The organism is Streptomyces sp. NPDC001027 (assembly GCF_040299045.1).
Lineage (GTDB): Bacteria > Actinomycetota > Actinomycetes > Streptomycetales > Streptomycetaceae > Streptomyces.
Window position 1 is genome coordinate 1 of sequence record NZ_JBEPBI010000461.1, and the last position, 2980, is coordinate 2980.

Genomic DNA, 2980 nt, shown 5'->3' on the forward strand with positions numbered 1-2980 from the left:
GCGTGATCCAAACGACAGGCCCTAGCTAGAAGGGGCCGAGGCCGAGAGCGGCGCGGAAGGCGTTCTTGTTTGCGACGCCGTCGCGGGGCGGCAGCGCGCGCGGGGGCTCGGTGGTGTCGATGAGCACCTGGGCGTACGTGGTCGCTGTGCGCGCCGCGATGCGCATGGCGAGGCCTTCGACCTGGGCGAGGTCGGTGATCCGTTCGGCGTCGCGGATGCCGAAACCCTGGGCGACCGCGATGAGATCGGTGCCCAGGCCGGTGTGGCTGGGTTGCATGCCGGTCTCGCCGAAGTGGGCGTTGTCGAGGACGACGATCGTGAGGTTGGGCGGGAGCCGGGCGCCGATGGTGGCCAAGGCGCCGATGCCCATGAGGTGTTCGCCGTCGCCGGTGATCGCGACGACCGGGTGGTCCGGCTGGGCGAGGGCGAGGCCCAGGGCGAGGGGTGCGGCGGCGCCCATCGCGCCCCAGAGATAGAAGTTTCCGGGGCGGTCGCCGGCGGCGAACACGTCGTAGCTGGGAGAGCCGAGGCCGGTGACGACGAGCGCGTCCTCCGGGAGCCGGGAGATCAGGTCGGCGACGAAACGGCGGCGGTCGAGGCGGACCGGGGTGTCGACGGCGGTCATCAGTTGCGCTCCCACTTCTTGCGGCCGATCAGCTTCTGTCCGAGAAGCACGGCGACGCGCTCGCCGGCCTCGAACACCGAGTCCAGGGCGGCCTCGACGGTCTCCTCGACGTCCTCGGGCTCATCGGCCCGCAGCACGGTGATGCCCATGAGTTCCAGGGCCTGCTGGGTGGTGCGGCCCATGGGGCTCTGCCAGGGGTTGAACTCGGCGTACTCGCCGCGCATCGTCACCAGCGTCAAGAAAGGGAACCGGCACATCTCGAGCAGGGAGAACATGTTGACGCAGTTGCCGACCCCGCTGCTCTGCATCAGCAGAGCCGCGCGCTGACCACCCAGCCAGGCGCCGGCGACCACGCCGACGCCTTCCTCCTCGGTGGTCAGCACCACGTCGTGGATCGCGGGGTCGCGTTGCGCCTCGAGGATGGTGTGGGAGTGGCCGGCGTCGGGGACGTAGGCGATCTGCTGAATGCCGCGCTTCTTCAGCGTGGCGAAGACGTCCTCCTGCCAGGAGGGCGGCGCGGGAGCGGGTGTCTCGTTCATGCCGCTCATCATGAGTCCTGATGGGCAGAGCTGAACAATAGAAAGCCGTGATGCCCGCATGCGCCGCTCGCATAGCGAGCGACCGTGCCCATGCGACGGCGCGCCGCTACGGCCCTTCGGTGAGGAAGGCCGAGACGAGGGCGCCGGCCTCGGAGCGTCATTCCTCAAAGTGCGCATGCTGGGCGCCCGGGAAGACGTGACTGATCGTGCGGGGGGATGCGGGCGGCGAGGAGCGGGAGGTTGCCCGGCGGGGCGAGCCGGTCCTGGGTCGCCGTGCAGCAGCAGCGTCGGCGCCGTGATGTCGGGGAGCACGTCCCAGGCGTCGTGACCGTTGCCGGCCACCAGGTGGCCGTGGCGGGCGTACGGGGGGCATGCCCGGGTCGCTGAGGGTCGCGTACGGGCCAGGGCGGCCGGCAAGCCACGCGGGGTGTACATCAGGTCGATCAGTGCACGGCGGGCGGCATCCGGGTCGGCCTGGGTCAGAGCTCGTCGTACGGAGGCGTCCCGTTCGACGGCGACCGGACCGCCGGGGGAAGTGCAGCCCAGGGCGAGGCGTCGCACCCGGTCGGGGTGACGTGCGGCCACCTACCGTGCCACGCGCCCGCCCGTGGAGGTCCCATGGACATCGGCGCGCCTGACGCCCAGACGATCGAGCACCGCGATCGCGTCGTCGGCGAACTGCTGTGTGGAGTAAGGCCCTTGGGGTTTGTCGCTCTCGCGGTGCCGCGCATCTCGACGTGATGGTGGAGTGGGTGGCGTGGAGGTCCGCGCGGATGGCGTCCCACCAGTGGTGGTTGTTCGCCTGCCCGGCCAGGAGGACGAGCGGATACCCGTCTCCCAGGCGTTGCCAGGCCGGCGCCGTGCCGCCCTGGGCGCGGGCGATGGTGGTGCACCGGCGTCCGGCGTCGGTCATGCGATGTCCCGGGGTTCTTCGATGGTCTGCTCCGACGCTGAGCCGACGGGTGAGTCACGTGCTCTCGGTGTCGGACCCGTGGACCTGGGCGGAAGGCCATCTGCCCTGCTGCACGGCCGAGTTGACCTGTCGGACCAGCTCGCGTGCGACGACCTCCACGGCGGGCGGCGTGCGCCCGTGCCTCGGCGTGCCGAGGACGATCGAGCGCCACACGTCGGGTTCGCTCAGCGGGGCGGCGCTCAGTGCGCCCCGTGCCACGTCCTCGGCGATGCCCACGCCGGGTAGGACGGTCCAGCCGTGCCCTGCCTGGACGAGCTGTTTCTGCACGCGCATCGAGTTGGTCTGGACGACGACGTCCATGGCGGTTCCCGCACGCGCCGCCGCCGCGTCGATCAGGCGGCGCAGGGCGTGGCCCGAGGCGGACATGACGAGAGGGCGCCGGGCCGCTTCCGCGAACGGCACGGGGTGGTCGGCGCGGAGGCCGGCGGAGACCGGAGCGACGGCCCACAGGTGCTCCCGCACCAGTGGGCGGGCGTTGAGGGAGGGGGTGCTGTCGAGGTTGTAGAGCAGGGTCAGGTCGAGGTCGCCGGCGTCGAGCCACTGCTGCAGATGGCCGGAGTAGGCGGTCATCAGGCGAAGCTCGACACCGGGGTGGTCGCGGGCGACAGCGGTCACCAGCGGCTCGGCCAGCAGATCGCTCGTGCTCTCCAGCAGCCCGACGGTGACGATGCCCGTCACCACGCCCGGGCTCGGCTGTACCTCGGCGCGCGCCCGCTCCAGTTCGTCGAGGGCACGCCGGGCGCGGTCGACCATGATCACTCCGGCGTCGGTGGGCCGCATGCCCTGCCCGGTCCGCTCGAAGAGGTCGATGCCGAGCTCCTGCTCCAGGGTGCGGATCTGCCG

Annotated in this window: 4 protein-coding genes; 1 reads left to right on the plus strand and 3 read right to left on the minus strand. The window is 71.5% G+C overall.

All coding sequences use genetic code 11. The features are described 5' to 3' along the window. Positions 1-25: 25 nt before the first annotated feature. Positions 26-625 (minus strand): thiamine pyrophosphate-dependent enzyme, encoded by a 600-nt coding sequence (locus ABT300_RS42690; protein ID WP_351688174.1) that lies wholly within the window; start codon positions 623-625, stop codon positions 26-28. Continuing rightward, complete coding sequence (locus ABT300_RS42695) at positions 625-1164, minus strand: phosphonopyruvate decarboxylase (protein WP_351688176.1); 540 nt, start codon at positions 1162-1164, stop codon at positions 625-627. The genes ABT300_RS42690 and ABT300_RS42695 overlap by 1 nt, the downstream gene beginning before the upstream one ends. 618 nt (positions 1165-1782) lie before the next feature. Here ABT300_RS42695 and ABT300_RS44665 point away from each other — a divergent pair. Beyond that, complete coding sequence (locus tag ABT300_RS44665; RefSeq protein WP_502978125.1) at positions 1783-1905, plus strand: hypothetical protein; 123 nt, start codon at positions 1783-1785, stop codon at positions 1903-1905. Between the two features lie 226 nt (positions 1906-2131). Here ABT300_RS44665 and ABT300_RS42705 read toward each other — a convergent pair. After that, a partial coding sequence (locus ABT300_RS42705) for a LysR substrate-binding domain-containing protein (protein WP_351688179.1) occupies positions 2132-2980 on the minus strand: 849 nt, incomplete at its 5' end.

Bases quoted from the DNA above. Each gene is read 5' to 3' on its own strand.
- ABT300_RS42690 (WP_351688174.1), bottom strand. From the start codon at position 625: ATGACCGCCGTCGACACCCCGGTCCGCCTCGACCGCCGCCGTTTCGTC.
- ABT300_RS42695 (WP_351688176.1), bottom strand. From the start codon at position 1,164: ATGAACGAGACACCCGCTCCCGCGCCGCCCTCCTGGCAGGAGGACGTC.
- ABT300_RS44665 (WP_502978125.1), top strand. From the start codon at position 1,783: ATGGACATCGGCGCGCCTGACGCCCAGACGATCGAGCACCGCGATCGC.